General features: G+C 68.5%; 22 protein-coding genes and 1 pseudogene. 11 read left to right on the forward strand and 12 right to left on the reverse strand.

Features of this window, described 5'->3' with window-relative positions; genetic code table 11:
* Both AUR65_RS00170 and AUR65_RS00175 read left to right on the forward strand, forming a co-directional pair.
* Window positions 1–1041 (forward strand): type II CAAX endopeptidase family protein, encoded by a 1041-nt coding sequence (locus AUR65_RS00170; RefSeq protein ID WP_058565805.1) that lies wholly within the window; start codon window positions 1–3, stop codon window positions 1039–1041.
* 96 nt (window positions 1042–1137) lie between these two features.
* The gene (locus AUR65_RS00175) at window positions 1138–1476 is read left to right on the forward strand and encodes a hypothetical protein (protein ID WP_058565806.1); all 339 of its coding nucleotides are present in this window, start codon (window positions 1138–1140) and stop codon (window positions 1474–1476) included.
* A 44-nt stretch (window positions 1477–1520) separates the two neighbouring features.
* Here the strand turns inward: AUR65_RS00175 and AUR65_RS00180 are convergent, their stop codons facing one another.
* Entirely contained in the window at window positions 1521–1976 is a 456-nt protein-coding gene (locus AUR65_RS00180) for an MGMT family protein (protein WP_058565807.1), read from the reverse strand.
* Between the two features lie 156 nt (window positions 1977–2132).
* On the opposite strand from AUR65_RS00180, the gene trpC reads away from it, so the two are divergent.
* The 6 genes and pseudogenes from trpC (at window position 2133) to AUR65_RS00210 (ending at window position 8340) form a co-directional block, all read left to right on the forward strand.
* Complete coding sequence (gene trpC, locus AUR65_RS00185; protein WP_058565808.1) at window positions 2133–2888, forward strand: indole-3-glycerol phosphate synthase; 756 nt, start codon at window positions 2133–2135, stop codon at window positions 2886–2888.
* The gene (trpB, locus tag AUR65_RS00190; RefSeq protein WP_058565809.1) at window positions 2885–4153 is read left to right on the forward strand and encodes a tryptophan synthase subunit beta; all 1269 of its coding nucleotides are present in this window, start codon (window positions 2885–2887) and stop codon (window positions 4151–4153) included. The genes trpC and trpB overlap by 4 nt, the downstream gene beginning before the upstream one ends.
* Complete coding sequence (trpA, locus tag AUR65_RS00195; RefSeq protein ID WP_058565960.1) at window positions 4153–5031, forward strand: tryptophan synthase subunit alpha; 879 nt, start codon at window positions 4153–4155, stop codon at window positions 5029–5031. Before trpB ends, trpA begins: the two co-directional genes overlap by 1 nt.
* Before the next feature lie 24 nt (window positions 5032–5055).
* Window positions 5056–5856, forward strand: a complete 801-nt coding sequence (locus AUR65_RS00200; protein ID WP_058565810.1) for a 2-amino-3,7-dideoxy-D-threo-hept-6-ulosonate synthase — start codon at window positions 5056–5058, stop codon at window positions 5854–5856.
* Between the two features lie 86 nt (window positions 5857–5942).
* Window positions 5943–6352 (forward strand): annotated as a pseudogene (locus AUR65_RS00205) (methylated-DNA--[protein]-cysteine S-methyltransferase).
* A gap of 809 nt (window positions 6353–7161) precedes the next feature.
* Window positions 7162–8340, forward strand: a complete 1179-nt coding sequence (locus AUR65_RS00210; RefSeq protein ID WP_058565961.1) for a 3-dehydroquinate synthase II — start codon at window positions 7162–7164, stop codon at window positions 8338–8340.
* A gap of 45 nt (window positions 8341–8385) precedes the next feature.
* On the opposite strand, the gene AUR65_RS00215 is transcribed toward AUR65_RS00210, so the two are convergent.
* From AUR65_RS00215 to AUR65_RS00225, 3 genes are all read right to left on the reverse strand, one after another.
* The gene (locus AUR65_RS00215) at window positions 8386–8781 is read right to left on the reverse strand and encodes a DUF7575 domain-containing protein (protein ID WP_058565811.1); all 396 of its coding nucleotides are present in this window, start codon (window positions 8779–8781) and stop codon (window positions 8386–8388) included.
* Window positions 8782–8897: 116 nt separating this feature from the next.
* Window positions 8898–9992: a DNA-methyltransferase gene (locus AUR65_RS00220; RefSeq protein WP_058565812.1), complete on the reverse strand. Its 1095-nt coding sequence runs from the start codon at window positions 9990–9992 to the stop codon at window positions 8898–8900.
* A 202-nt stretch (window positions 9993–10194) separates the two neighbouring features.
* A complete protein-coding gene (locus AUR65_RS00225) occupies window positions 10195–11202 on the reverse strand; it encodes a transcription initiation factor IIB (protein ID WP_007275131.1) in 1008 nt (335 codons plus the stop codon).
* Window positions 11203–11466: 264 nt separating this feature from the next.
* Between AUR65_RS00225 and AUR65_RS00230 the strand changes: the two genes are divergently transcribed.
* Window positions 11467–12267 carry a helical backbone metal receptor gene (locus tag AUR65_RS00230; RefSeq protein ID WP_058565813.1) on the forward strand — a complete coding sequence of 267 codons (801 nt, stop codon included), beginning with the start codon at window positions 11467–11469 and terminating at the stop codon, window positions 12265–12267.
* Between the two features lie 20 nt (window positions 12268–12287).
* Complete coding sequence (yjjX, locus tag AUR65_RS00235) at window positions 12288–12809, forward strand: inosine/xanthosine triphosphatase (protein WP_058565814.1); 522 nt, start codon at window positions 12288–12290, stop codon at window positions 12807–12809.
* Window positions 12810–12818: 9 nt separating this feature from the next.
* Here yjjX and aglD read toward each other — a convergent pair whose 3' ends face one another.
* Window positions 12819–14693, reverse strand: a complete 1875-nt coding sequence (gene aglD / locus AUR65_RS00240; protein WP_058565815.1) for a flippase domain-containing glycosyltransferase AglD — start codon at window positions 14691–14693, stop codon at window positions 12819–12821.
* A gap of 330 nt (window positions 14694–15023) precedes the next feature.
* On the opposite strand from aglD, the gene AUR65_RS00245 reads away from it, so the two are divergent.
* Window positions 15024–15293, forward strand: a complete 270-nt coding sequence (locus AUR65_RS00245; RefSeq protein WP_058565816.1) for a DUF7123 family protein — start codon at window positions 15024–15026, stop codon at window positions 15291–15293.
* 242 nt (window positions 15294–15535) lie between these two features.
* Here the strand turns inward: AUR65_RS00245 and AUR65_RS00250 are convergent, their stop codons facing one another.
* The 7 genes from AUR65_RS00250 to pyk all read right to left on the reverse strand — a co-directional run bounded on the left by AUR65_RS00250 (window position 15536) and on the right by pyk (window position 23505).
* A complete protein-coding gene (locus tag AUR65_RS00250) occupies window positions 15536–16159 on the reverse strand; it encodes a winged helix-turn-helix transcriptional regulator (RefSeq protein ID WP_058565817.1) in 624 nt (207 codons plus the stop codon).
* Window positions 16160–16241: 82 nt separating this feature from the next.
* Entirely contained in the window at window positions 16242–17522 is a 1281-nt protein-coding gene (locus AUR65_RS00255) for an SPFH domain-containing protein (RefSeq protein ID WP_058565818.1), read from the reverse strand.
* 112 nt (window positions 17523–17634) lie between these two features.
* Entirely contained in the window at window positions 17635–18237 is a 603-nt protein-coding gene (locus AUR65_RS00260; RefSeq protein ID WP_058565819.1) for an NfeD family protein, read from the reverse strand.
* A gap of 102 nt (window positions 18238–18339) precedes the next feature.
* On the reverse strand, window positions 18340–19485 hold the full coding sequence (locus AUR65_RS00265; protein WP_058565820.1) for a restriction endonuclease: 1146 nt from the start codon (window positions 19483–19485) through the stop codon (window positions 18340–18342).
* Between the two features lie 84 nt (window positions 19486–19569).
* The gene (locus AUR65_RS00270) at window positions 19570–21327 is read right to left on the reverse strand and encodes a DUF7282 domain-containing protein (protein ID WP_058565821.1); all 1758 of its coding nucleotides are present in this window, start codon (window positions 21325–21327) and stop codon (window positions 19570–19572) included.
* Between the two features lie 139 nt (window positions 21328–21466).
* Window positions 21467–21703, reverse strand: coding sequence for a DUF7312 domain-containing protein (locus AUR65_RS00275; RefSeq protein WP_058565822.1), 237 nt, complete (start codon window positions 21701–21703; stop codon window positions 21467–21469).
* 41 nt (window positions 21704–21744) lie between these two features.
* A complete protein-coding gene (pyk, locus tag AUR65_RS00280; protein WP_058565823.1) occupies window positions 21745–23505 on the reverse strand; it encodes a pyruvate kinase in 1761 nt (586 codons plus the stop codon).
* Window positions 23506–23599 lie beyond the last annotated feature (94 nt).

The raw sequence follows: 23599 nt of genomic DNA on the forward strand, positions 1-23599 counted from the left end.
ATGACCGATTGGGCGGCGTTCGCAGGCTTCACCGGCCTCGTCCTCGTCGTCTTACTCTCTCTCGCGCACTTTTCTCGCGGCGTCCCGCACGCTGAGGGGACCGACTCCGACGCGCCCGTCGCTCCCGACGACGACGATGCCGACTCCAACCACAATGCCGACTCCGACCCCTCCCAAAACACCCGAGTCGATACGCCGGACGACTCCGTTTCGCCTCCCACCGAACCAACCGATTCCGACGAATCGGCTGCCCCCGACACCGTCTCGCTGGCCTCCTTTTCGGTCGATTCGACCGGCGCGTCGCCGCGACCCGAGTCGCCGACGCTCGCCGAAGGCGACGTTGGGGACGACGCCGACCCCGACGCGAAAGCCGGTTCCGAACCCGACACCAGCCGGGCGACCTCTCACGGCGTCACTACGGCCCCCGTCTCGGCCGTCTCGGAGCGCTCCGCGTCCGCCGGGGACCTCCCGCCGCATCTCCTCCTCGCCAACGTCGCGCTCTCACAGGCGTTCCTCGGTGGCTTTCTCGGCCTCGGCGCGTGGTACGCCGGCGTACCGGCCGCGGCGCTCGGGCTCTCCGTCACCGACCTCCCGACGAAGCTCGCTATCGGCGTCGGGCTCGGCATCGCGCTCTACGGGGCCAACCGGGTCGGTTCGACGGTCAGCGAGCGATTCGGCATCGCGCCCGACGAGGCGGTCCGCGAGTCGCTGACGCCGCGGACGACCGCGGGCTGGGTGTTCCTGTTCGCGGTCGCGCTCCCCCTCATCGCCGGCTTCGAGGAACTGCTGTTCCGGGGCGCACTCGTGGGGGCGGTCGCCGCCGGCTTCGACGTGTCGCCGTGGTTCTTGGCGGCCGTGTCGTCGGCCGCCTTCGGTGCGGGTCACGGCGCACAGGGTCGACTCGGCATCATCGTCACGGGCCTCCTCGGGTTCGTTCTCGCGGCGGCGTTCGTCCTCACCGAGAGCCTGCTGGTCGTGATCGTCGCCCACTATCTCGTGAACGCGCTGGAGTTCGCGGGACACGAGCTGTTCGGCTGGTAGCGGGGCCTCGCCGCATCGGCGACGACTGCCGAACCGCCCGCCGTCGCGGCCGCGGCGCGGGGATGCGTTCAAGTGTCCGCATCACGCGTAGCCAGTATGGATCTCGACACGCGGCAGTTGACGCAGGCGGGGCTCATCGGCTATCTGGCGCTCGTCGTCGCGGCGTTCGCCACCGGGAACCCGACGCTCCGGCTCGCGGCCGACGCCGCCTTCGGACTGACGGCGGTTCTCCTCGGCGTCGTCACGCTTCGAATTCCGGTGGACAGCCGACTCAAGTACGTCGCCGGCGGCGGGTTCGTCCTCGCCGGCCTCTCGCAGTTCGCCGAACTCGCCACCGGCGTGCAGTCGGTCGGACTCGCGAGCACGCTGTTCCTCGTCGGCGGCCTGCTGGGCTACCTCGCGCTCCGGCGCGAGACCGACGCGATGCCCTTCTGAACTCCGGTGACTGCGGTGGTGACGGTGACAGCGACGACCGAAAACTAGATTCCTTCCGACTTCCGGAGCGCCTCGACCACGTCGTCTGGCGCGGCGCTCGGACCGTCTGTCACGCGGTGGTCGGGGACGACGACCGGAACGGGATTGGCCGCGAGCGCCTTCCGGACGACGCGCTCGGAGTCGTCGTCTTCGGGGTCGAGCCCGGACATGCGGACGAGCAGAGCCACGTCGACGGTGTCGCCCTGTGGGACGTTTCGAAGCGACTCCAGCACGCTTCGCTGGTCGGTCGGGACGGTCAGACCGATTGGGACCGACGAGAGGTCCGTCTCGCCCCGGTCGATGGCGGCCAACACGGCGTCGAGGTGGTCGTGCTCTGACTCGGCGTCCGCCGGTAGCGAGTCCGGGAACGAGACGTTGATGACCTTTCCGCTGACCACGCCGACCTGAACCGGGCGGCCGAGCGTGGACGATTCGCGCGCGTAGATTCCCGAGACGGGCATACGTTCGGCTCCCGTCGCCGGACGCTTGACCCTTCCGGCGACGGCGTGGAGTCCGCCCCCTTCGACGGCGCGCTCTCGCCCGCGCGCACGCGCCAAACGGTGAGTGTCCCCGCCGACGCAAGCCTTATGTACAGATACGTGCGTTAGTGTACATCAATGAACGCTAGTGGAGACGAATTAGCTCCCGACGTGCGCGCCATCTTGGAGAGCGCGCGGGAGCGACCCGGCGGGGAGACGCGCGTGTCGGTCGACGCGCGGTCGTTCCCCGAGGCCGTGGCCGAGACGGAGGCCGCGGGCCGGGTCCCCGTCATCGCTGAGGTGAAGCCCACGAGTCCGACGACAGCGGGCGTCCGCGAGGACGACCCGGTCGAACTGGCCCGCGAGATGGTCGCCGGCGGCGCGACGGCGCTGTCGGTTCTCACCGAACCCGAGCACTTCGGCGGCTCGACCGAGTCCCTGCAGCGCATCCGCGAGGCCGTCGACGTGCCCGTCCTCCGCAAGGACTTCATCATGAACGAGGCTCAACTGGACGTCGTCGAGTCCGACCTCGTGCTCCTCATCGCGCGGTTCGTCGGCGAGGACCTCCCGGACCTCGTCGAGGCGGCTCGCGACCGCGGCTTCCAGCCGCTCGTGGAGGTCCATACGCGCGAGGAACTCACGGCGGCGCTCGCGGCCGGCGCCGACATCGTCGGCATCAACAACCGCGACCTCGGACGGCTCGAAGTCGACCTCGGCACGTTCGAGGAACTCGCGCCCGAAGCGCCCGAGGACGTGCTTCTCGTGGCCGAAAGCGGCGTGAAGACGGTCGAAGACGCGCGACGGATGCGCGAGGCCGGTGCCGACGCCCTCCTCGTCGGGACGGCCATCATGGACGGCGACGTGCGACAGAACACGGAGACACTTACACAATGAGCGCAGACGGCAAATTCGGCGACTACGGCGGACAGTACGTTCCCGAGGCACTCATGCCGGCCATCGAGGAACTGAACGACGCGTACGAGCGGTACGTCCTCGACAACGAAGACGGGTTCATGGACGACTTCCGCGCGCGACTGCGGGACTTCGGCGGGCGGCCGACGCCCCTCCAGCGCGCGGACCGACTCTCCGAGCGCTACGACCGCGAGGTCTACCTTAAGCGCGAGGACCTCCTCCACGGCGGCGCGCACAAGCTCAACAACGCCCTCGGACAGGTCTTGCTGGCGAAGTACATGGGCAAAGAGCGCATCATCGCCGAGACCGGCGCGGGCCAGCACGGCACCGCCACGGCGATGGCCTGCGCCCACCTCGATATGCCCTGCGAGATTTACATGGGCGAGCGCGACATCAACCGCCAGCGCCCCAACGTCTTCCGGATGAAGCTCAACGGCTCCGAGGTGAACCCCGTCACCGTCGGCCGCGGCACGCTCAAGGAGGCTATCTCCGAGACGATGCGCGACTGGGCGACTAACGTCGAAGACACCCACTACGTCATCGGCTCCGTCGTCGGCCCGCACCCGTTCCCGAGCATGGTTCGGGACTTCCAGTCGGTCATCTCCGAGGAGGCCCGCACGCAGGCCAGAGAGAAGCTCGGACGGCTCCCCGACGCCGTCGTCGCCTGCGCGGGCGGCGGTTCGAACACGATGGGCGCGTTCGCCGAGTTCGTCGACGACGAGGAGACCGCGCTCTATGCCGTCGAGGCCGGCGGCTCGACGCTCGAAGTGGACGAGGAAGCCGGCGTCGCACCTAACTCGGCGTCGCTCACGACCGGCACGGAGGGCATTCTCCACGGCGCGCGCACCCGGCTCTTGCAGGACCGCGACGGCCAGATTATGGAGTCGCATTCGGTGTCGTCGGGCCTCGACTACGCCGGTGTCGGCCCCGAACTCGCACACCTCGTGGACACCGGTCGCGTCACCGCCGTCAACGTCGACGACGACGAGGCGTTGACCGCGTTCCACCGGCTCTCCCAGATGGAGGGCATCATCCCCGCGCTGGAGTCGGCCCACGCGTTCGGCTACCTCGAATCGGTCGCCGGTCCCGACGCGCCCGACTCCGAGGAAGCGGACGGCCTCGGCGAGTACGTCGTGGTCAACGTCTCCGGCCGCGGCGACAAAGACCTCGAATCGGCCATCGAGGAGACCTACGAGCGCGACATCGATATCGCGCCGAACATGGACGAGTTCACGGGGGGCCTGTGATGTCGCTCGAAGACGCCTTCGCCGACGGCCCGGCGTTCGTCCCCTACCTCGCCGCCGGCGACCCCGACTACGAGTCCTCGCTGAAATACGTCGAGGCGCTCGAACGCGGCGGCGCGGACGTCATCGAACTCGGGCTTCCGTTCTCGGAGCCCATCGCCGAGGGGCCGACCATCCAGAACGCGGTGGTTCGGTCGCTCGAAGGCGGGATGACGCCGACGCGATTCTTCGAGTTCGTCGAGGACCTCGACGTGTCGGTGCCGCTGGTCTGTATGACCTACTACAACCTCATCTACCGCTACGGCGACGAGAGCGAGGCGCAACGCGCCTCGAACACGAGCGGTGAAACCGTGAGTAACGGCCCGCGGCCGTTCGTCGAGAAGGCCGCCGAAGTCGGCATCGAGGGCTTCGTCGTCCCCGACCTGCCGGCCGAGGAGGCCGACCCGCTCCGCGAGGCCTGCGACGAGTTCGGCCTCGACCTCGTCTTCATCGTCGCGCCGACGACCCGCGGCGAGCGTCTCGACCGCATCATGGAACAGGTCTCGGGTTACGTCTACGTGCAGGCGCGCCTCGGCACGACGGGCGCGCAGTCGAGCGTCTCCGACCAGACCGGTTCGTCGCTCGAACGACTCACCGACTACGACGTGCCCAAGGCGGTCGGCTTCGGCATCAGTAGCGGCGACCACGCCGAGCGCATCGTCGCCAGCGGTGCCGACGGCATCATCGTCGGGAGCGCGCTCGTGGATATCGTCGCCGAGGGCCACGAGAACGGCGACGACGCCGAAACAGTCGCCGACCGCCTCGAAACGCTCGCCCGCGAGCTGAAAGACGGTGCGGTAGCGGGCGCGTCGCAACGCCCACCGCATCCGGAACGCACATAACCACTCTGCCACCCTTTCTCATACATGAACACCGACATCGGACTCTCCGCACGACTCGAACGCATCTCCACAGACGGGCGATACCTCATCGTCCCGATGGACCACGGCATCACCCTCGGCCCGGTCACGGGCCTCGTCGATATCGAATCCACCATCGACGGCATCACCCGCGGCGGCGCGGACGCCGTCCTCACGCACAAGGGCACCGCGCCGCGCGTCCACCCGAACAAGAACGGCAAAGGCTACATCGTTCACGTAAACGGCTCGACCGTCATCGGTCCGGACGAAAACGACAAGCGACTCACCGGCACCGTCGAAGACGCCCTCCGCGTCGGTGCCGACGCCGTCTCCTTCCACATCAACGTCGGCTCGAACTACGAGCCCGACCAGATGACCCAACTCGCCGACCTCTGTTCCCGCGCCGCCGACTTCGGCGTGCCCGTCCTCGCGATGTCCTACGCCCGCGGTCCCGGCATCGACGAACAGGACCCCGAGGCGCTCGCCCACGCCGTCCGCCTCGCCGAGGAAGTCGGTGCCGACGTGGTGAAGACGGCCTACAGCGGCGACGCGGAGTCCTTCGGTCGCGTCGTCGAGGCCACGCGCCTGCCGGTCGTCATCGCCGGCGGCAGTCGCGGCACCGACCGCGAGACGGTCGAGATGGTCCGCGGCACGATGGACGCCGGCGCGGCCGGCGTCTCGATGGGCCGTTCCATCTTCCAACACGAGAACCCCGAGGCCATCACCCGCGCCGTGAGCGCCGTCATCCACGACGACGCCGACGCCGATACGGCCCTCGAACGCGCCGGTCTCGGTATCGAGGCGTAACGCGGCTCGCGGCTTTCCGACGACGGTTCTGTTTTCTCCACATCGCCGGCCTACAGATAGATACCCGCCGAGCGCGAACTCCAAGTATGCGCGTCACGATGTGGGAGTTCGCGGTCGACGTGGACGAACGACTCCTCGGGTGTTCTCCCGAGTCGCTTCGCGAGCAACTCGCCGAGTACGAACGCGGAGAGCGCCGCGAGTTCGACGTGGACGTGCGGTTCCCGACTCCTTTACCGGCGACGTGATGCGCGTCATGGCGTCGATTCCGCACGGCGAGACGCGCACCTACGGCGAGGTCGCGGCCGAACTCGACAGCCACGCGGTCGCCGTCGGGCAGGCTTGCGGGCGGAATCCGGTCCCGCTCGTCGTCCCGTGTCACCGCGTCGTCGGCGCGGACTCCCTCGGCGGCTTCTCCGCGGCCGGCGGCGTCGACCTGAAGCGCGCGCTCCTCGACCACGAGGGCGGCACGGTCCAGACGGGGCTGGACGCGTTCTGACTGTTTTCATATCGCCGTAATTGGTTTATCGGCTACCGATTCAGACGAGACGACGGCCTGCTGGAGACCGGTCGGTGTTTTTCGACGACTCGGCTGGACCACACACTCGGCTCTCCGCTTGATTCTCTGCTCGCCGAGTGGCCCGTGGGATTCGAACTTCGCGTTCGATTGACGCCCACTGGCCTGCGTCGGCGACAGCGTCCACCCTCGGAAAGCGAACTAGATCACCGACCCACCGCGTCGATGGCGGTTGACGGAGTCGGTCTTCCCGACCGTTACCCCCCGGGGTTTCGTACGGGATATCGGGTCGCACGTGTGCCGACCGGTTCTACATCTGCGAGTCAGTTATCCTCGATAGCCCGGGCGAACTCGCCAGAGGGCGGACTCACAATCGATTCCACGGTGTGCAGTTGACTCGCCTCTCGACCAAGTGCCACGGCTGACCAGTCTCGGCCGGGAACTCTCTCCGAACTGCGACCCAATCACCGTCCCGTCGAAGTGTCGTTCTCGAACACCCGTGTCGAAGCCTTCGACTCGACCGCAGGTGCTGTCCTCCGAACTCCGTCGCAATCACCGCGCCCTCCCAAGCCTGTGTCTCAGACTCAACAGCCCCAATCGAAGTCTTCGACTCGCGCCAGCGCGTTCGAATCGGTCGTTCAATCGCCGCATTTCGACCCGCATTACAGAAATAAACTCTATGGCGCGATATAGAATTGGTAGGGTTCCGGCCTCGTCGTCCCGGCGCGACCCGTTCGCCGTCCGTTGATTCATCCGCCACGTTCAAGCCCACCCACCGAGTGAAGTCGATAATGACACGAAGCGTCTGGCTCAAAGCCGACGACGCGGTCGGCGACTGGGAGACGCGGAAGCGACGCATCACGGCCGGACTGGAAGCCGGCGTCGACTGGGTTCTCGTCGACGAGGCCGACGTCGAGAAGGTGCGCGAACTCGGCGACGTCAACATCGCCGCGTTCCGGACCGACGCCGACGTCCACGTGATGGAAGCAGAGGAAGGCGACGAAGAGCCCGAGGCGCTCGCAGACGCCTACATCGTCGGCAAGGACGGCGAGGGCGACGCGACCGTCGAACTCCCCTCCGACTTCTCCGGGTCCGCCGACCTGACGACGCTCCGCCGCGGCGACGACCTCGCAAACGGGTCGTACGTCCGCATCCTGAGCAAGGACTACGAGGCGTTCGCCGAGGAGGCCGCCCGCGACGGCGATTACACCATCGTCATCGGCGAGGACTGGACCATCATCCCGCTGGAGAATCTCATCGCCCGCATCGGCGAGGAGACCGACCTCATCGCGGGCGTCACGACCGCCGAGGAGGCCAAGACCGCCTTCGAGACGCTCGAACTCGGCTCCGACGGCGTCCTCCTCGACAGCGACGACCCCGACGAGATTCGAAAGACCGTCGAGGTCCGCGACGAGGCCGAACGCGAGTCGCTCGACCTCGTCTGGGCCGAGGTCACGGAGGTCGAACGCACGGGTATGGCCGACCGCGTCTGCGTCGACACGGGAACCATCATGGACCACGACGAGGGGATGCTCGTCGGCTCGATGGCACGCGGCCTTTTCTTTGTCCACGCCGAGACGGCGAAGTCCCCGTACGTCGCGTCTCGGCCGTTCAGAGTCAACGCCGGCGCGGTCCACGCCTACGCGCGGACCCCCGACGGCGGCACGGTCTATCTCTCCGAACTCGAAAGCGGCGACGAGGTGCAGCTCATCGACACGAACGGGAACACCCGCGAGGCCATCGTCGGGCGCGTGAAGATAGAAAAGCGACCGATGTTCCGCATCTCCGCCGACTACGAGGGCGACCGCGTCACCACGCTCCTGCAGAACGCCGAGACCATCAAGGTCCACACCCGAGAGGGTCGGACCGCGGTCACCGATCTCGAACCCGGCGACGAGATGCTCATCTACTACGAGGACACGGCTCGTCACTTCGGCGAGGCCGTCGAAGAGAGCATCATCGAGAAGTAGTCCCGGAGAACCGTTTTTTCGAGGCGAACCGCCGACGGGAGCGAGTTATTCTTCGACCGTGTACCATTCGAGTTCCGTCGCACACCACGGACAGAAGTCGAGGTTTCGGTCGAGTTCACCGCCGCAGACCGGGCAGGTCGGCTCCCCGTTCGCGTTGCGGCCGCGCGGGCGACTTCCGACGCGGTAGGCGTCGAACGCGCTCAGGAACAGCAGTCCGAGGACGGGGAGCATCACCTCTCTCGGAACCGAGTCCACGGTCACGGTCGCCGGGTCGGCGAACGTCGAGAGCAACACCAGCCCCGCGCCGACGACGAAGGTGAACCACGCGATCGCGCGTCGCCACTCGCGGAGATAGACGTGGCCAGCCCCGGCGATTCCGAGCGAGGCACCAACCACGCCGACGAGGGCGGCGACGACGGCGCGACGACGAGCATCGGGCATTGTTCGTTGGCGTCGTCGTCCGCGCTCTTAAACGTCTGGATTGTCGGACAGTCAGCCAATGCGTACTGAAGGACGTCGATACCCGCCCGAACGCCCCGTGTTCGACCGTTCCGAGGTTAGTCAGTCGTCTGCACGTCTTCCGAAGTCGGCGACGTCCCCGCGGCGCTGGTGGCCTCCGCCCCGTCGTGCGGTTCGTGTTCGACGGTGAACTCGCGGTCCGCCCCGTCGGCCGACGCCTCGACCGACGACACGCGGTACAGGCGGATGCGTCGCTCCTGTTTAGTCACGACCGGGAAGTCGTAGTGTTCGGCGTCGTGGCCGGGTCGCTCGTCGCGGTCGGCGACGAACTCCCGGTGGTCGTCGAGTCGGCGTTCGACCTCCGCGAGCGAGCGCGCCGGGAGGTCGTCGAGTCGGCGTTCGAACCCGGAGACGAGGTCGGCGTCGAGGTCGTAGCCGACCGAGTTCCGCCCCGCGAGCATGGCCGCGAGCGTCGTGGTGCCGGTGCCGACGAAGGGGTCGAAGACGGTGTCGCCGTAGACGGAGTACATCCGAATCAAGCGAAGCGGCAGTTCGACGGGGAACGCCGCCGAGCGCTCTCTGTCGCCCGAATCGAGGCCCTGGCCGGTCCCGCCGAACTCCCAGAGGTCGGAGAACCAGCGGTTGCGCTCCTCCCAGAAGAAGGCGCTCTCGTAGCGCCGGTCGTCGCCCGGCGGGAACGACCGGGGTTCGCCCTTCCGAACCACCAGCACGTACTCGTGTTCGAGCGTGACGTAGGCGTTCGTCGGGAGCGTCCCCGAGCCCATGAACTTCGTCAGGCGGTTCGTCGGCTTCCGCCAGATGGCGTCGGGAAGTGGCGTCAGCCCTCGCTCACCGAGCGCGGTGAGCACGCGGGCGTGGTTGGCGTACTGGCGAAACGACCCGTCGAGGCTCCGGGTCGCGTCGCCGACGTTCACGCAGGCGATTCCGCCGGGTGCGAGCACGCGAGCCACCTCGTCCCAGACGGCGTCGAGTTGCTCGTGCATCGCCTCGAAGGCGGCGTCGCCGTCGCCCGAATCGAGCGCCGCCGCGACGGCGTCGTCGCGCGCCGAAAACAGGTCGTCCCACATCTCTATCATGGGGTACGGCGGCGACGTGACGACGAGGTTCACGCTCTCGTCGGCGAGTCCGGTGTCGGCGGCGTCGCCCACCGTGAGGGCGTGAGTCGTGCGCATCGTACGGACGTGTTCCCCCCGAAACAAAACCCTTCGCCTCGGCGGGAGGCCGGTCGGGTCGCTCGGTCGAACGGCTTTCGGGACTACCTCCGGCCGGCCGTCCCGACCAGCGCCGCCGCTGGCGGGCGAATAACCGAAAACTGAGTCGCTTCGTCCGGCTCGAACCGTCGTCCGGCGCGGGCGTCCGAATCGGAATCGGTCCTCAGACGAGGCCGAGGTTCTCCTCGGCTTCGAGGAGTTCGTGGTAGCGGTTGCGGATGGTGACCTCGGAGATGTCGGCCACGTCGCTGACGGCGGCCTGCGTCGTCTTCTCGTTGGTGAGGAGGGCGGCGGCGTAGACGGCGGCGGCGGCGAGGCCGACCGGCGACTTGCCGGAGTGGACGCCCTTCTCCTTGGCGTTCTTCAGGAGCTGGCGCGCGCGCATCTTCGACTCGTCGGAGAGGCCGAGTTCGCTGGCGAACCGCGGGACGTACTGCTCGGGGTCGGCGGGCTTGACCTCGAGCGAGAGTTCGCGCGCGATGTAGCGGTAGGTGCGGGCGACCTCGCTCTTCTCGACGCGCGAGACCTCCGCGATTTCGTCGAGCGAGCGCGGGACGCCGGCCATGCGGGCGGCGGCGTAGGTACACGACGTGGCGACGCCCTCGATGGAGCGGCCGGGGAGCAGGTCGTCGTCGAGCGCGCGGCGGTAGATGACCGAGGCGGTCTCGCGGACGTTCTCGGGCAGGCCGAGCGCGGAGGCCATGCGGTCGATTTCGCCGAGCGCCTGCTTGAGGTTGCGCTCCTTCGAGTCGCGGGTGCGGAACCGCTCGTTCCACTTGCGGAGGCGCTGCATCTTCTGGCGCTGGCGCGCGCCGAGGGAGTTCCCGTACGCGTCGCGGTCGCGCCAGTCGATGTTCGTCGACAGACCCTTGTCGTGCATCGTGTTGGTCGTCGGCGCGCCGACGCGGGACTTCTCGTCTTTCTCGCGGGCGTCGAACGCGCGCCACTCGGGGCCGCGGTCGACGGAGTCGGCGGTCACGACGAGGCCGCAGTCGTTACAGACTGTCTCGCCGTGTTCGTCGTCGGTGACGACGTGACCGCCGCACTCGGGGCACTGCAGCGTGTCGCCCTTCGTGTCTTCCTGTTCGGTCTCGGCCTCCTGTCGGCCGTTCTGCGTGTCTCGTTCCTGCTCCTGTGCGCCGGGGTTTCGGGTCCAGATTCGTTCACTCATGGATACGACGGCGGGTGCTCCGGGATGGGGTGGTTAGAGGCGGCTAGAACCCGGATGCTGTCCGTAACACCAGCAACCGCAGACGACCGCATAAATGGTTTGGTATCGCTTTCGGCGAGCGGCCTCGTTTGGCTGTGTGAGGCCGTCGCACGGGTAATTGAGGTTCGTGAGGGATTCGGCGATTCGCCGGTCACTCCCGGCGGCTTCCCGGCGACCGGTGACGCGATACATACTTTTCGCGAAGGGACGTTGCTCCGACCACGCATGGCCGCGAACCCTCGCGTCGTCTCGCTCGCGCCGAGCGCGACGGCTATCCTCGACGCCGCCGGTCTCGACGCCCACGTCGTCGGGGCGACCGTCCACTCGCCGACCGACAAGCCGGTCGTCGGCGGCTGGCTGAACCCCGACTTCGACCGAGTCGACGAACTCGACGCCGACGCCGTCTGCACCTGCGACGACCTCCAGTCGGACGTCGCGGCGGCGGCCCGCGAGCGCGGCTACGACGTGGTCCACGTCGCGCCCACGACGCTCGACGAGGTGTTCGACTCGTTTCCCGTCGTCTGTGCCGCCGCGGGCGACGCCAGCGCCGGCGCGACGCTCGCCGAGGACTGCCGCGACCACCTCGCCCGCGTCGCCGACGCGGTTGCGGGTCGCGACCGCCCGACGGTCTACTGCGAGGAGTGGGCCGACCCGCCGATGGCCGCCGGCAACTGGGTTCCCGACCTCGTCCGCGCCGCAGGAGGCTCAGCCCCGTTCGTCGCGCCCGGCGAGCGGTCCGCCGAAGTCGACCCCGAGACTGTCGCGGCCGCCGACCCCCACCACGTGATTCTCCACCCCTGCGGGAAGGGCGAACGCGGCGACCCCGAGGCGTTCGAGGCCCGTGGGTGGAACCTCGACGCCGCAGTCCACGCCGTCGATGACTCGCTTCTCAATCAGCCGAGCCCCGCCGTCGTCTCGGGCGTCGACCGCCTCGCGCGACTGTTGCATCCCGACTGCGACCTCCCCGAGCCGTGGGCGGCCGCGACTGCGACCGCGCCCGCGACCGAATCCGACGAAGGGAAATAACCGGGCGACGCGCTTCCGACATGGACATCGCGGTCGGAAGCGGCAACCCGGTGAAGCGGCGCGCGGTCGAACGAACCTGCCCCGACGCGGCCGTCACGGCGGTCGCCGTCGACTCGGGCGTCTCCGAACAGCCGACGGGCCACGACGAGACCATCGAGGGCGCGGTCACCCGCGCGGAGCGGGCGCTCGCCGCGGGCGACTACGACTTCGGCGTCGGCATCGAGGGCGGTGTCGCATCGTTCTCCTCGGGCGACGGCACCGACGAACGCGACACGTATCTGGTGATGTGGGCGGCCGTAACCGACGGCGAGCGCGTCGGTCGCGCGGCGGGGCCGAGCCTCGCGCTCCCCGCCCGCATCGCGGACCGCATCGACGCAGGCGAGGAACTCGGTCCGGTGATGGACGACGTGCTCGGAACCGACGATATCGCGAAAAACGAGGGCGCGGCCGGCGTGTTCACCGGCGGCCGACTCACCCGCACCGACGCGCTCGAATCCGCCGTGACGGGCGCGTTCGCGCCCTTCCGGTGTGAGTTGTACTGAGTCGCTCTGTCACTCCGATTCGGCGAGTTCGCGGTCGCGGTCGCGCACGTCCGCGCTCTCTTCGACCGCGGTCGTCAGCGAGACGTTGAGCGACAGCATCGAGCCGACGCCGCCGACGATGGTGACGGCGTTTTTCACCGCGTGGTCGAGGACCGCCGCGGCGAGCGCGGCGGCGGGCGTAATCGGCGCGAGCGCGGCCATGAACACGGTGAAGGCGATTTCGTAGAGGCCGACGCCGCCGGGCGAGAGCGGGAGCACTTTCGCGAGGTTCCCGACGCTCACGGCGAAAAACGAGACGCCGACGAGGACGACGGGGTCGATGTCGACGCCGAGCGCGAGCAGGACGACGACGGCCGTCACCACGTCGACGGTCCAGATGGCGAGGCTCGTCAGGCCGACGCGGCCGAAGGCGGCGCGGTTGCCGGCGACCGCCTGCAGGTCGGAGACGAACTGCTCGATGACGCCCGCGACGAGTTCGACGTAGGAGTCCGACGAGAACCGGCCGACGAACGCCCGGACGACGTTCCGGTCCGCGCGGGCCGACAGCGCGATGCCGAGGACGCCGAGGATGGCGACGACGCCGACGCCGGTGGCGACGTAGGCGACGGTGCGCACGTCGTCGGCGGACACGTCGACCGAGCCGCCGCTCACGCCGGTCGCCAGCACCGTGGCGATGTCGTCGAGGCCGCCGGTGGCCGCGAGACCGACGAGGACGAGTCCCGCGAGCCCCGCGATGGTGAGCAGGTCGAAGACGCGCTCGACCGCGAGCGACGCGAAGCCCGAGGGGTACGGGATGTTCCGGCGCGCCTTCACGACGTAGGCGCGCACGGCGTCGCCCGCGCGGGCGGGGAACACGAGGTTCCCGGTCTGACTGATGAATATCGCCCCCGTGAGGAAGCCCGCCTTCTCGCGGTAGCCGAGTTCGGCGAGGATGTCGCGGTAGCGAATCCCACGGAGCGGCCACGAGACGACGTAGATGAGCGCCGCGGCCGCGACGAGCGCGGGGTCGGCGTCGCCGAGGACCTCGATGACCTCCGAGGGGTCGATGTAGAGCGTCATCAGCGCGAGCGCGAAGACGGTCAAGAGCAGGCCGGCGACGATGGTCACCCGGCGGGTGATGCGCGGCCGGACCGTGAGTTGCCACCACGTCCGCAGAATCTGGCTTCCCATCCCGAGGATGTCGCGGACGAGGTCGACTTTCGTGTCGCCTTTCGGCTCCCAGTCGACGGGGAACTCGGCGACCCGGAAGCCGGCGCGCTGGGCGCGGACGAGCATCTCCGTGTCCCAAAACCAGTGGTTGTCCTCCACGTCGTCGCGGAGCGCCTCGAACGTCTCGCGGCTGAAGGCCTTGAAGCCGCACTGGTGGTCGCGGAGGTCCGAGCGGAGAAACAGGCGGACGAGGCCGTTGTAGGCCCGGCTCGGCACGCCGCGTTTCCGCGGGCGGTCGGCGACCCGGTCGGGCATCCAGCGCGACCCGGTCGCGGCGTCGTACTCGCCTGAGCGGACGCGCTCGACCAACTCTTCGAGGTGGCGCATGTCCGTGGCGAGGTCCGTGTCGAAGTAGACGAGCGTGTCGCCGTCGGCGGCCTCGAAGGCGCGTTCGAGTGCGCCGCCGCGGCCGAGGCGAGCGTCGCTGTGATAGTGGCGAATCCGGTCGTCCTCGGCGGCCAACCGATCGGCTATCTCCGGCGTCTCGTCGTCGCAGCCGTCTTCGGCCACGATGACTTCGAAGGCGTCGGCGGGGAGGAACGATTCGAGCGTCTCGACGGTGACGCGGACCGTGTTCTCGATGGTCCGCGCCTCGTTGTAGGCGGGGAGGACGACGCTCACTTCGACGCCGGCCGCGGTCGCGGCGGTCGGGCGTCGTTCTGTCGGGCGACCCATTGTCGTCGTATGGCCGCTATCCGCGTATGAATTTTCTGTCTTGGAACAGGTACGGTCCGTGAGACGGACAGTTCGGAACGTTCGGGTGTTCGGCGGCCGGCCGTCGCGCGCCGGCGTGTCTCGATGCGCCCCGACGCGTCCCGACGTGTCTCGCCGCTCCGACTGTCTCCCCGGTTGGTGTGTCCGCGTCGCGTGGGTGTTAGGCGACTGTACCTGCGACGGTACGGTGGGGCCGCCCCGACGCCCCGATTTTGGTAAAAACCGCAAGACAGCGACGTGTTAAGCTCCCGTACCAAACCCCTGATAGGCGTCTCGTCTCTCTGTGTAGGTATGAGCACGACCGCCTCCGCGACCGCAGTCGAGGGCGAGGTCCTCGACACCACCCGCAGCCTCTCGGAGAAACAGCGCCGCATCCTCGACTACCTCCGCTCCAACGCCGGGGCGAAGACGTACTTCAAGTCCCGGCTCATCGCCGACGACCTCGACCTCTCGGCGAAGGAGGTCGGCGCGAACATGCGTCCCATCCTCGACGGCGACTTCGACGTGAGCGTCGAGAAGTGGGGCTACTCCTCGGGTACCACGTGGAAGGTGACCGTCTGAACTCCCGCTGACGCTTCACTCCGGCCCCGCCGCACGCCGTCTCCGGCGTGCACCCCGGCGCGTCCTCCCTCGCGCCACCCCACCCGGAACGCCGTCGTCTCCCACCCTACGTCGTTCCACCCCGCTTTTCCGGTTTTCTCGCGTCTTAGTGCCGCCGCTGCGAGTCGGAATAGACACGGAACCGTCACAGGTACAGCGTCAGTCGCACGTCTCGCTCGCCGACTTCAACTCGTCCGCTCCCGTCAGGGGTCGAAGCGGATGAGTTCGGCTGCGTCGTCGGCGAACGCCGCGGCGTCGGAGCCGAAGGAGTCGGCGTAGCGAATCAGGAGCGTGATGACCGTCTCGGGGTTGCGGACCGCGTAGCCGTCCTCGCGCGAGAGGAGGCCCACGGCGTCGAGTTCCTTCGCGTAGGTGCTCACCGTCGCCCGCGAGACGCCCAGACGGTCGGCGAGTTCGCTCCCCGTCGCGTCGGGGTCGCGGAGCAGGTGGACGAGCATCCCGCGCGGCGTGTCCCGGCGGAGGTAGCCGAGGGCGACCTGCTCGAACTCCGAGAACCGGCTCGCGGGGAAAAACCGCTTGTAGTCGCCGTCGCGGCGCACTTCGAGCGTGTCGTCGTCGACGAGGTTCCGGAGGTGGTACTGCGTCTCGCCGGTTCCCAACTGGAGGTCGTCGCGGACCTTCGAGAAGTGCGCGCCGGGCGTGGACGCGACGTAGCCGACGATGGCGTCCCGCGCGTCGCTCGACCCGGAGGAGTCGTCCTCGCCGTCGTCGCCGCCCCCGAGGCCCACGAGTGGCGTCGCGGCCCCGAGCGCGGCGAACCGACGGAGGGTCGCGCGCTTGTCTTCGTCTACCCGGCGATTCGACATCTACTCCCACATACGAGACGGCGCGAAGAAAAGGGCTTCGGCATTTACAACCGTCCGAATCCGGGACGGTCCGCCGACGCGACTATTCGAGGTCCTTCTCGAAGGACATCTCGTTTTCGTCGTCGTCGCCGTCGTCAGCGTCGGTGGCCGGTTGGCCGTTGCCCGCGGTGTTCGTGCTCGCCGATTCGTCGGTCGCGGCCGCGTCGCCCGCGCCCTCGCTTTCCGCGACGACCTCGTCCGACGACTTGATGGGTTCTTCGTCCTCGTCGGCCTCGGCGATGACCTCGTCGGGCGATTTGATGTCGTTGACCTCCGCGCCGGCCTTGATGGCCTCGGCCTCCTGTTCGAGCTGTTCGACGTCCATCTCGGCGGCCTGGTCTATCTGGCCGAGAATCTCCTCGATGTCGTCGAGCCCGATGAGTTCGCGGGTCTCCTCGTCGAACTGCTTGCTCGACAGCCCCTCCATGTCCTGTACGTCGGAGCCGGTGAGCTGTTTGCCGTAGCGACCCACGAGCGAGGTGAGTTCCTGCGGGAGGACGAACGTCGTGGACTCGCCCTGACCGATGCGTTCGAGCGTCTCCATCCCCTTGTCGATGATGGCGCGTTCACCCATCGACTCGGCGGACTTCGCGCGGAGGACGGTCGAGATGGCGTCACCCTGCGCTTCGAGAATCTGCGACTGCTTTTCACCCTGCGCGCGGATGATGTTCGACTGCTTTTCACCCTCCGCGGTCTCGACGGCGGAGCGACGCTCACCCTGCGCTTCGAGAATCATGGCGCGGCGGCGGCGCTCGGCGGAGGTCTGCTGTTCCATCGCCTGCTGCACGTCGGCGCTGGGGTTGACCTCGCGGACCTCGACGGACTCGACACGGACGCCCCACTCGTCGGTCGGCTCGTCGAGTTCCTTGCGGATGCGCGCGTTGATTTCCTGCCGCTTGTTGAGCGTGTCGTCGAGTTCCATGTCGCCGAGGACGGCCCGGAGGGTCGTCTGGGCGAGATTGGAGACGGCGCGCTTGTAGTTGTCGACCTCGAGGAACGCCTTCTTGGCGTCCATCACCTTGATGTAGACGACGGCGTCGGCGGTCACCGGCGAGTTGTCGCGGGTGATGGCTTCCTGCCGGGGCACGTCGAGCGTCTGGGTCCGCATGTCGAACGCGTAGGTCCGTGAGACGAACGGCGGGATGAAGTTGATACCCGGTTCGAGGAGGCGTCGGTACTCCCCGAACACCGTGAGCGCCTTCTTCTCGTAGGCGTCCACGATTTCGACCATCTGGTACACCGTCACGATGGCGAGGACGAGCACGAGGAGGCCGGCGACGACGCCTCCGATGCCCAGCCCAGCCTGGAGGGCAAGTAGGTCCATAAGCCCGCCTTGGGTTGGCAGAATGATAAGTATTCGTGTGGTCCGGCCGTCACGTCGGACGATTTCGGGGGGAATGACGCTCAGTTACTCCGAACTGGGCCGTCGCCGACGGTCAGACACCTTCCGTGCCCTCTCGTTCGAGTTCTTCTTCCCGCTCTGCGGACTCCTCGCGTCGCTGCCGCGCCCGCTCGCGGGCGAGTTCGCGGTCGATTTCGTCCTCGCCGGGGCCGACGCCTTCGACGGTCACGACGTTGCCGCCGCCGGGGTCGACGACGATGACCTCGGTTCCCTCTTCCAGTTCGCCGTGGACCGACCGGGCGGCGTAGTAGGGGTTGAAGCCGCCCTCGTCGAGTTTGACCTCGCCGCTGGTCGGCGTGACGCGCTCCGTGACGCGCCCCATCTTGCCCGTCAGCGCGTCCGAGTCGCTCGTCTTTCCTTCTCCCTTCCCGCCGTAGATGTCGAGTTCTCGGTAGCCGTAGAGCGCGAGCGCGCCGAAGACGAAGACGAGCAGGCCGAGAACGATTGGGCCTGCCAGCGGCGGGATAAAGAGGCCGACCAGTCCCGCCGCGAGGAGGGCGACGCCGAGGACGACGAAGTGCGCGCCGGGGGCGATGGCCTCCGCGAGCGACAGGCCGAGCCCCGCGAGCACGAGCAACAGCGGGAGCGTCTCGGGACTGACGAGACCGGTCTGTAACAGGAACGGCGGGTGTGCCATACCGGGTCTAGGGCCGTCGCCCGATTAAGGATTGAGGGTCGAACGCGGCGCGAGGGCCGCGGTCGATGCGGGGTTCCCGCGGCCGGTCGGAGTCGCCCGCGCTCAGTCGTCGTCGTTGGGGTCGGTCGAGACGGTGTCGTCGTGGACGAACGCCACGGTGTCCTCGTTGGTCGGCTGGACGAGGACGGTCCCGGTGGTCGCGTTCCTCGGCACGGCGAAGACGGTCCAGACGTGCGTGCTCTCGCCGGGGGCGAACAGCGCGCCGTTGTCGAAGCCGGTCACGTTCGAAAGCGGCTGGTGGCCGTAGCTGACCCCGTCGGACTCGAACACGAGCGCCGACTGTGGCAGGGTTCCCGGCGAGCCGCTCGCGGCCGTCGCGTTGAGGCCGACGACGACGAACTGCTCTCCGTCCGGCGCGGCGTACGTCTGATTGCCCACCTGAAGCGAGTCGGTCGTCCGGGCGTTCCACCGCGCGACCAGATCGGCCGAGTCGGCGGTCGCGCCCGAGAGCGCGGAGACGGCGACCCCGCTTCCGCCACCGCCCACCCCGCCGAGACCGTCCACCATCGGTCCGAGCACGGCGACGGAGCCGAGCGCGAGGACGAGCAACAGGACGGCGACGACGACGACGCGGACGCTCGGCGGCGACCCCGATTTCAGGTCGTCCACCGACGACGGCAGTCTGTCGCGGAGCGAGCCTCCCGAGGAGTCTTCGCCACCGTCACCGTCGCCGTCGCCGCCGGTGAGTCCGGCGAGGCGTTCGCGCACGGCGGCTATCGGAAGCGACGAAAGCGCCTCTTCGACCGGCTCTGGAAGGTCGAACGGCAGGCCGAACTCGACTTCCGCCGTCTCGAACACGTCGCCGTCGGTGTACTGTTTGACCGTCTGTTCGAGGCCCTCCTCGGCGACGGTCTCGCCGAGTTCGTCGCGATCGAGCAGCGTCACGTCGTGGTTCGTGGCGAACCCGCGGACTGCGTCGTCGAACTCGCCCTGCGTGGCGACGACGACGGTGTCGATGCCGCGCTTTTTCGCGTGCGCGACGAAGCCCTTGACGTGTCCCTTTCCGACCGTCGTCTCGACGGCCGGGAGCACGAGCATGAGCCCCTTCGTCCCGTCGCCGCGCTGGCCCTGCACGAGGTAGCGTCCCTCGCCGCGGGGCTGGGCGTTCGTCTGCCAGTTCCGTTGGGTCCAGAGGTCCGAGAGGAAGCGGACGAACTTCGTCGGTTCGAGTTCGACGAGTCTCGTCACTGTTCGCGTCCCTCCGGGCCGTCGGGGGCGGGTCGTCGGTCGTGTCCGCGTCGGTCGTGTGTCATCTTGTCGCCTCGGTGTTCGTCAGCGCCGCAGTCGCCGCGCGACCAGTCCGGTGAGGACCAGCGCGACGACGGCCAGCCCCGGCGAGAACGGGATACTGGTGTTCGTTCCGGCGGCGGCCGGTTCCAGCGGCGTCCGCTCGACGACCGGGAACGGCGTCTCCGTCGTCGTCGCCGGGGTCGATTCCGTCGCGGTCCCGGTCGGCGTGGCCGTCGGCGTCGGTGTCGGCGTCTTCGCGCCGGGTTCGAGCCGGACCATCGCGTCGTCGGCGACGATGGTGCCGGCCGTCTGGTTGCCGTCGGTCGCGTTGCCGTCGGTGTCGGTACTGTCGTCTCCGGTCCGGTACGGTGCATCGACCGCGACCGAGAAGTTCCCGTCGCGGTCGCGGTCCGCGTAGGCGATGGCGAGCAGTTCCGCGTCGACCAACTGCCGCCGGTCGAACTCCACGACGACGTTTCGGTGCGTCCCCGGCGGGAGGTGCGCGCTCGTTCCCAGCGGCTCCTCGTCGGCGGTCTCGACGGCGACGAAGCCGCCGACGGAGAGGTTCACCCGGCTGACGGTGACGAACGTCCCGTCGGTCTCCTGGTCGAGGAAGCGGAGGTTCGCCTCGGAGTCGAGGATGCGCATCGTGTGTTCGGTCTCGTCGCGGTAGTCGCGCACCCACAGGGGGAACGTGAGCCCGCGGTCCTCGGGCGCGAACGTGAGGTTCTGCGAGACGGTCCGGTTCGCCGTGACCGTCATCGGCACGAGTTTCAAGAACGGCTGGCCGGGGGCGCGCGCCCGGAGTTCGACGACGCTGTTCGGCGCGAGCGTCGTCTCGCCGGTGACGTTCACCCGCAGGGACTCCCACGGGTACACCGTCTCGTTTCGCACCTCGATGGAGACGATCGGCTCGACGAGTCGCACCCGCGAGCGCGCCGTGATGGTGTCCTCCTCGACGAAGTCGCTGTGGTCGCCGCGGAGCGTCACCTGCAGTTCGTAGTCCTCGGCGTCGCCTTCCAGCGGGAGGTCGGCGGTGTCCCAGACGAGGAACACCTCGTCGTTCTCGAAGTCGGTGACGACGGTCGTCCCGTTTTCGGGCGTCGCGAGGAACGTCTGCTGTTCCCGGTTCGGTCGGACTTCGAGCTGATTCAGCGTGATTTCGATGCCGTTAGCGTTCGCGCCGCCGGTCACGTCCTCCGGGTTCAGCGCCGATTCGAGCCCGCTCTCGTTGAGGCGGATGACCGCGAGGTCGCCCTTGGCGACGGTCGTTCGCTCTGTGACCACGTCCCGGATGTCCCCGGGCGACAGCGACGAGTCGGAGTCGTTCAGGCTCGCGGGCGCGACGTTGGTCGTCGCCGACGTGTTCCCGCGCTCCGCGACGTCGAGTTGGCCGATGGCGCGCTCGACGCCGTCGATGGTGACGTTCATCATGTACGTCGCCGGCTCGATTGGCTCGCTGAGTTGGCCGGTGTGGAGCGTTTTGTTGCCGCCGCCGGAGACGTACGTCTCGGGCGCGCCGGTCGAGTTGTAGGTGTCGATGGTCAGGGTGGTCGTCCCCGACCCGACGAGGGCGACGCTCAGGTGGTAGCCGTAGCCGTCGCCGCCGATGTGGAGCGTGCCCGGTTGGGAGTGCTGGACACGTATCTCGACGACGTCGCCGCGGGTGACGGTGGTGACGTCCTCGCCGAACGACGCGGTCGGCTCGTCGGCGGCGACTGCGGGCGTCGGAACCCAGAGCGCCGCGAGGAGAATCGACGCGGCGAGCAACACGGAGGGTGCGCGGACTGCGTAACTCATTTCGTATGTCCCGGTCGGGGGGTTGACGGTGGTTCCCCTCGGGGTCACATAAATCAACAGTCCCGATTATCAAAACGGAAAGTCGGACGGGTCGAAATCGGTCCTCGCGGCGGGTCGCGGTCGGCGTGTGGCGAGGCGGTCAGAACGCGCCCGGGAACACGGTGACGGCGATGAGCCCGACCGCGAGGAGGACGCCGAGGAGGACGAACGCGATGTTCTCCGCCCGCGGCGACTCGGGCTCGATGGGGAGCTGTTCGATCTCGGGCTCGTCGTCGATGATGCCGTCGGGACCGACGTCGTCGACGCCGAAGCGCCACTCGCCGTCGCCGTCACCATCGCGGTCGTCTTCGGCCTCGGGAGAGGGTGCGCGGGACATCGATTCGTGACTAGGCGTCGCGGCGGGAAAGGGCTACCGCACTACTGCCGGTTGCCGCGGTCGTGGCTGATGACGTCGCCCTCGTAGACGATGCCGCGCTCGGCGTGGAGCGTGACGGTCGCGCCCTCCGCGATGGTTTTCGGGAGCGGCGCGCCCGACACCATCGGGATGTCGAGTTCGCGCGCGACGAGCGCCGGGTAGCCGGTCATGCCCGCGCGGGCGTCGACGATGCCGGCGAGCTTGTCGGCGTCGCCGTTGAACTCGCCGTCGAACTCGGCCGACAGCGCGAGAATCGCGCCCTCGGGGACGTCCGTGAGGTCGCCGTCCTCGGTGCGGTAGAGGGGGCCGGCGACGCGGCCGCTGACGATTTTCCGGCCCGTGGCGACGGGCTCGGCGGCGACGTGGACCTTGAGCATGTTCGTCGTGTTCGTGCCTTCGAGCTCCGTCATCATGCCGGAGAGGACGACGATGGTGTCGCCGGACTCCGCGACGCCGGCGTCGAGCGCGGCGGTGACGGCGTCGTCCATGACGCCCTCGACGCTCGGGCTGTAGTCGGCGTACTGCGCCGAGACGCCCCACGAGACGGCGAGCTGGCGGCGCGTTCGGTCGTTCGGCGTGACGGCGACGACGGGGACGCCGGGGCGGAACTTCGCGGTCTTCCGGGCGGTGTAGCCGGACTCGGAGACGGCGACGACGGCCGCGGCGTTCACGTCGCGGGCGAGGTAGCGCGCCGAGCGGGCGAGCGCCTCCGTGCGGGAGCCCTCGTCGGCGGTCGGGACGCGCTGTTCTTGACTCTCGTCGTACTCGGGGCTTTCCTCGACTTCCTCGACGATGCGGGACATCGTCTCGACGACGCGGACGGGGTGGTCGCCGACGGCGGTCTCGCCGGAGAGCATCACGGCGTCGGTGCCGTCGAGGACGGCGTTGGCCACGTCGGACGCCTCCGCGCGGGTCGGGCGGCGCGAGCGGACCATCGAGTCGAGCATCTCGGTCGCGGTGATGACCGGCACGCCCGCGGCCTGCGCTTTGCGGATGGTGCGCTTCTGGATGATGGGAACCTCTTCGAGGGGGCACTCGACGCCGAGGTCGCCGCGGGCGACCATCACGCCGTGGGCCGCCTGGATGATTTCGTCGAGGTTGTCGACCGCGCCGGCGCGCTCGATTTTGGCGATGATGGGAATCTCCGCGCCGAGGTTCTCGAGGGTGTCGCTGATGGTGTAGACGTCCTCCGCGTCGCGGATGAACGAGGCGGCGACGTAGTCGACTTCCTTCTCCGCGGCGAGCTTCAGGTTCTCGTAGTCGGAGTCGGTGATGAGGTCGATATCGAGGTCGACGCCGGGGACGTTCACGCCCTTGCGCGAACTGAGCTTCCCGCCGGAGACGATGGTCGCGTGGACCGCGTCGTCTTCGACGTACTCGACGGTTGCCTCGATGCGGCCGTCGTCGAGGAGGATGGTGTCGCCGGCCTCCGCGGCGGTGATGGAGTACGACAGGCCGACGGCCTCGGGCGTGGCGTCGTCGCCCTCGTAGAAGCGGACCTCGCTTCCGGTTTCGAGGTAGATGTCCTCGTCGATGTCGGCGGTTCGTACCTCGGGGCCCTGCAGGTCGAGCATGGCCGCGAGCGGTTCGTCGGTCGCGTCGTCGACGGCGCGAATGCTGTCGATGACGTCGGACCGGTGTTCGACGTTGCCGTGGCTCGCGTTCATCCGAGCGACGCTCATGCCGGCGTCGGCGAGCCCGCGAATCGTCTCTCGGTCGAAGGACGCGGGACCGAGGGTGCAGACGATTTTTGCGTTTCTCATGGCGTCGCCTACGAGTGACTGATAAAAAAGCCCGATGATGAACTCGGTGCCGAGTAACGGGTTCGCATACGTACTCTCTATAGTTCGCCTATCG

It is taken from the genome of Haloferax marisrubri (genome assembly GCF_001469875.2).
GTDB classification, from domain to species: domain Archaea; phylum Halobacteriota; class Halobacteria; order Halobacteriales; family Haloferacaceae; genus Haloferax; species Haloferax marisrubri.